Source organism: Psychrobacter sp. Ps7 (assembly GCF_022129225.1).
GTDB lineage: Bacteria > Pseudomonadota > Gammaproteobacteria > Pseudomonadales > Moraxellaceae > Psychrobacter > Psychrobacter immobilis_A.
In genome coordinates, this window is the sequence record NZ_JADQAH010000050.1 from 1 (window position 1) to 3807 (window position 3807).

Sequence of the window (3807 nt, forward strand, 5' to 3'; positions counted from 1 at the left end):
CTGCGTAATCAAAATCTCCCAAGTTTAGTTATACGGATTTGACAGCAGGGGTCATTATAGTGAAGTGATAGGGTGACGGAGCAGGCGGTAGTACTTTAATATTGGCCCGAACTCATATTACAACTTATGATCATTAATAAAATCAACCATCACTTGGGCGGTCCGCCCATCTCCTCCTAGGCATAAAAGCGCCCGCGTTCCTTATAGTTTCGTTGGCTTATTTGAGCTCTTTATTTTTGCGCTCAAGCGCTTTGATGGCTGACCAAGAGGCATTATAGTTCGGTTAAGTTGTTCATGGAAGAAATCCTGTTTGCATAAGTTGGTCTTGGTAAACCTACTTTAGCAATTGTGAACTTCTTGTTTTTGTCTTTTTTGGCGCTCCCTTCTCCTGAACTGGGGTTATTTATTACTCAAAATTCTAAACAATTTGTTTTATGAGACAAAATTATTTGTTTCTGTTTTCCAATTATGTTCCAATCATAACCTTTTATCGGTGTTTTCATACACTTTAAGCGCATCAAAAGTACTTAATCTTGAAGGAGATAATCGGCTATGCAAGGAAGTAACTCGCCAAATGGCAATCCGCCACATAATAATTTTGATGCAGCAGAGCAAGATTCGCGCATGCAGCGGTTTTTAAAAGGAGTAGAGTGGCTCGGTAATTTACTACCGCATCCTGTTATTTTATTTGTATGGATGTCAGTATTTTTACTGGTTCTTTCAGCAGTACTGTCTTACTTTGGTATATCGGTAATCGATCCACGACCAGAGGGTGCAAGCGGCCGTAGCGCTGATGGAACTATTGAGGTCGTCAATTTATTAAATGGCGAGGGCTTAGCTCGTATTGTTGAAAACTTGGTGACCAACTTTACTGGTTTTGTGCCACTTGGTACGGTGCTGGTAGCACTACTTGGTGTTGGTATCGCTGAGCGCTCTGGAATGATATCAGCCGCACTACGTGGGCTAGTGTTAAACGCGCCAAAGAAAATGGTTACCTTTACTATTGTGTTCGCAGGTATTATGTCAAACACGGCCGCTGAGCTTGGTTATGTGGTTTTGATACCACTTGCTGCGGTCATATTTCACTCTCTTGGTCGACATCCATTAGCTGGTATCGCGGCGGCATTTGCTGGGGTATCTGGTGGTTATAGCGCTAATCTATTACTTGGCACAGTTGATCCTTTATTATCAGGGATTACTCAAGAAGCGGCACGTATCATCGATCCAGCTTACACTGTTGGGGCAGAAGCCAACTGGTACTTTATGATGGTGAGTACTTTTTTGATTAGTGGTTTGGGTTATCTTGTGACCGAGAAAATCGTCGAGCCAAGCCTTGGTAAGTACAATCCTACTGACGCCGATGATCCCTCAGTATTAGATACCAAAGCTGAGCGCGTATCTACTATTGAGAAAAAAGGACTTTTTTGGGCTGGTATTAGTATGCTGGTATTCTGTTTATTATTGGCTTGGACCGTGGTACCTGCTGACGGCATCCTGCGTAATGCTGAGACAGGTCTGTTGTCAGGTTCGCCATTTTTAAAGGGTATCGTTGTCTTCATTTTTGTGTTCTTTGCCATACCTGGTTATATATATGGAAAGATTACTGGTAGCATAAAAAACAACCAAGATGTAGTAGATGCGATGAGCCATGCGATGAGCTCGCTCAGTATTTATATCGTCTTAGTCTTTTTTGCAGCACAGTTTACCGCCTTCTTTAATTGGTCAAACCTTGGTTCTGTAATGGCAGTATCTGGTGCAACTTTCCTAAACGATATTGGTTTAACAGGTCCTTTCTTATTGATCGGTTTTATCTTGATATGTGCGGTGGTTAACTTGATGCTTGGTTCGGCATCTGCGCAATGGGCCGTAACAGCACCAATATTTATCCCCATGCTAATGCTAACTGGCTATGCGCCTGAGATGATACAGGCCGCATACCGTATTGGAGATTCGACTACCAATATCATTACCCCTATGATGAGCTATTTTGGTCTCATTATGGCAGTTGCTATTCGTTATAAGAGAAATACTGGTGTTGGCACACTTATGGCGATGATGTTACCTTATTCAATTGCGTTCTTAGTTGGTTGGATTATTTTATTTTGCGTCTGGGTGTTTGTATTTGGTCTGCCAGTAGGCCCTGGTGCAGAGACGTTTTATCCTGCTAGATAGTAGTGAATCGAAGGTTTGCTAAATGACCCCAGTTCGGGAAAAGGGAGCGCCAAAAAAGAAGTCCACAATTGCTAAAGTAAATTTATCAAGACCAACTTAGAGCCTTTCCTAAATTTCGTGTAAGTACTTCTACAATCTAAATAATAGTTACACACTTTTTAGGAAAGGCTCAAAACGGCCAGCAATCCACAAATATGAACCCACACTAGATACCAATAAGTGTTTATTTAGACTTGCTATTAAAGACCCCAAGCCACTTGAGAAAGTAGCTTGGGGCTTTTTAATATTTGAGAGTGTATGCAATACAGGGTATCAGTAGTTAATCATCACGATCAACGTCGCTTACCTGACTGCGAGTAATCTTACCAGTCATGCTATCGACAACGACTTTATGAATTTGATTGCCTTTACCAATTTCAACTTTGTAGACAGGCTTGCCAAAATCCATGTCGAACTCTACTTCAAGCACTTTCCCTTTCAGCGTTTGGTTTGCTTTTTTTATAGCTTGAGACAAACTCACTTTTGCTTGTTTCATGGCCTTATATTCTGCCAAGTCTTCTTTGTCTAAACGCTCTGTGTCTTCTTTCGTAACCTTGCCTGTATTGGCATTCACGCTGACTTCTTGTTCATTATTGTTGGTAACGATTTTGATATCGTAATGGCTATTTTCGTTACGATCTTCTTGATCAAAGTCTGCACTGATGATATCGCCTTTTACCGCTTTATTAGCAAGGGCCAGCGCCTGCTCTAGACTGATCTTACTCTGTGATGCTGCCGTTACCTCATTCATAGCAGTGGCTGCTTGAGTGGCTGAAACAGAGGCCATGCTAAAGCTTGCGACACTCAGTGCCATTACAAGAGATTTCTTCAATGTTGATAGTTTTTTCATAATAAGATCCTAAAATGCGTCAGTCTTTCGGCAGACTGTTTATTAATTAGAATAAGAGATTAATTTAAAAGTAAATAATGACATACAGTTAATCACTATGTCTAAGTGGTTTATGCTGAAAAACGTAACTGGCGTAACGGGTATTAGGACAAATAACATTGGATTATAAGCAGTTACACAGAATTTTGAACACTACCTAATAGGCCTCTATTACTAAGTTTAACTGATACTTTTAGTGTTAATTGTCTCTCGCATCTTTTCAATCTCTGCAGTCAATGAGCTAAACTTTTCCTGTTCTGATTGATAGTTAACTGAAAGCTCATCATATTGCTCACTCAATGCAGTGTACTCTGTACTAAGCAAAGTTTTCTCATGATTTAATGTGTCGTGTTGCTTAATCAGTAGCTGATGATCTGCTTCAATCTTAGCTTGCTTTTGAGTAAGCTGCTCATTAATCCCTGATAACTTATCACGTTCAGCGATTATGGCCTTTAACTCTCCTTTCACTTCTGCTGTAAGATTCGTTATCTCGTTGCGCTCAATAACGACTGTCTTTAGCTCATCTGAACCGCCCTGAGATTGTCGGAGACTCAACATCCTGAGAGAATACGACAATAAAAAAATAAAACTACGCCCTTTGATCTTTATTTAAAGGCATCACAACGCCATATAAAAATCGATTTAATGCAGTAAGGCTTGATAATAACCATTATATTGCATTCATAATTGCTTTTCTGCAAAATGGT

3 protein-coding genes are annotated in these 3807 nt (G+C 40.3%); 1 reads left to right on the top strand and 2 read right to left on the bottom strand.

Going from position 1 to position 3807, the window contains the following annotated elements; genetic code table 11:
- Positions 1 to 552: 552 nt before the first annotated feature.
- Positions 553 to 2172: an AbgT family transporter gene (locus I3257_RS12900; protein WP_144298058.1), complete on the top strand. Its 1620-nt coding sequence runs from the start codon at positions 553 to 555 to the stop codon at positions 2170 to 2172.
- A gap of 319 nt (positions 2173 to 2491) precedes the next feature.
- On the opposite strand, the gene I3257_RS12905 is transcribed toward I3257_RS12900, so the two are convergent.
- Together I3257_RS12905 and I3257_RS12910 are read right to left on the bottom strand one after the other, a co-directional pair.
- On the bottom strand, positions 2492 to 3061 hold the full coding sequence (locus I3257_RS12905; protein ID WP_238050005.1) for a PepSY domain-containing protein: 570 nt from the start codon (positions 3059 to 3061) through the stop codon (positions 2492 to 2494).
- A gap of 219 nt (positions 3062 to 3280) precedes the next feature.
- Positions 3281 to 3658 carry a hypothetical protein gene (locus I3257_RS12910; RefSeq protein ID WP_238050006.1) on the bottom strand — a complete coding sequence of 126 codons (378 nt, stop codon included), beginning with the start codon at positions 3656 to 3658 and terminating at the stop codon, positions 3281 to 3283.
- Positions 3659 to 3807: the final 149 nt, after the last annotated feature.

Bases quoted from the DNA above. Each gene is read 5' to 3' on its own strand.
- I3257_RS12900 (WP_144298058.1), top strand. From the start codon at position 553: ATGCAAGGAAGTAACTCGCCAAATGGCAATCCGCCACATAATAATTTT.
- I3257_RS12905 (WP_238050005.1), bottom strand. From the start codon at position 3,061: ATGAAAAAACTATCAACATTGAAGAAATCTCTTGTAATGGCACTGAGT.
- I3257_RS12910 (WP_238050006.1), bottom strand. From the start codon at position 3,658: ATGTTGAGTCTCCGACAATCTCAGGGCGGTTCAGATGAGCTAAAGACA.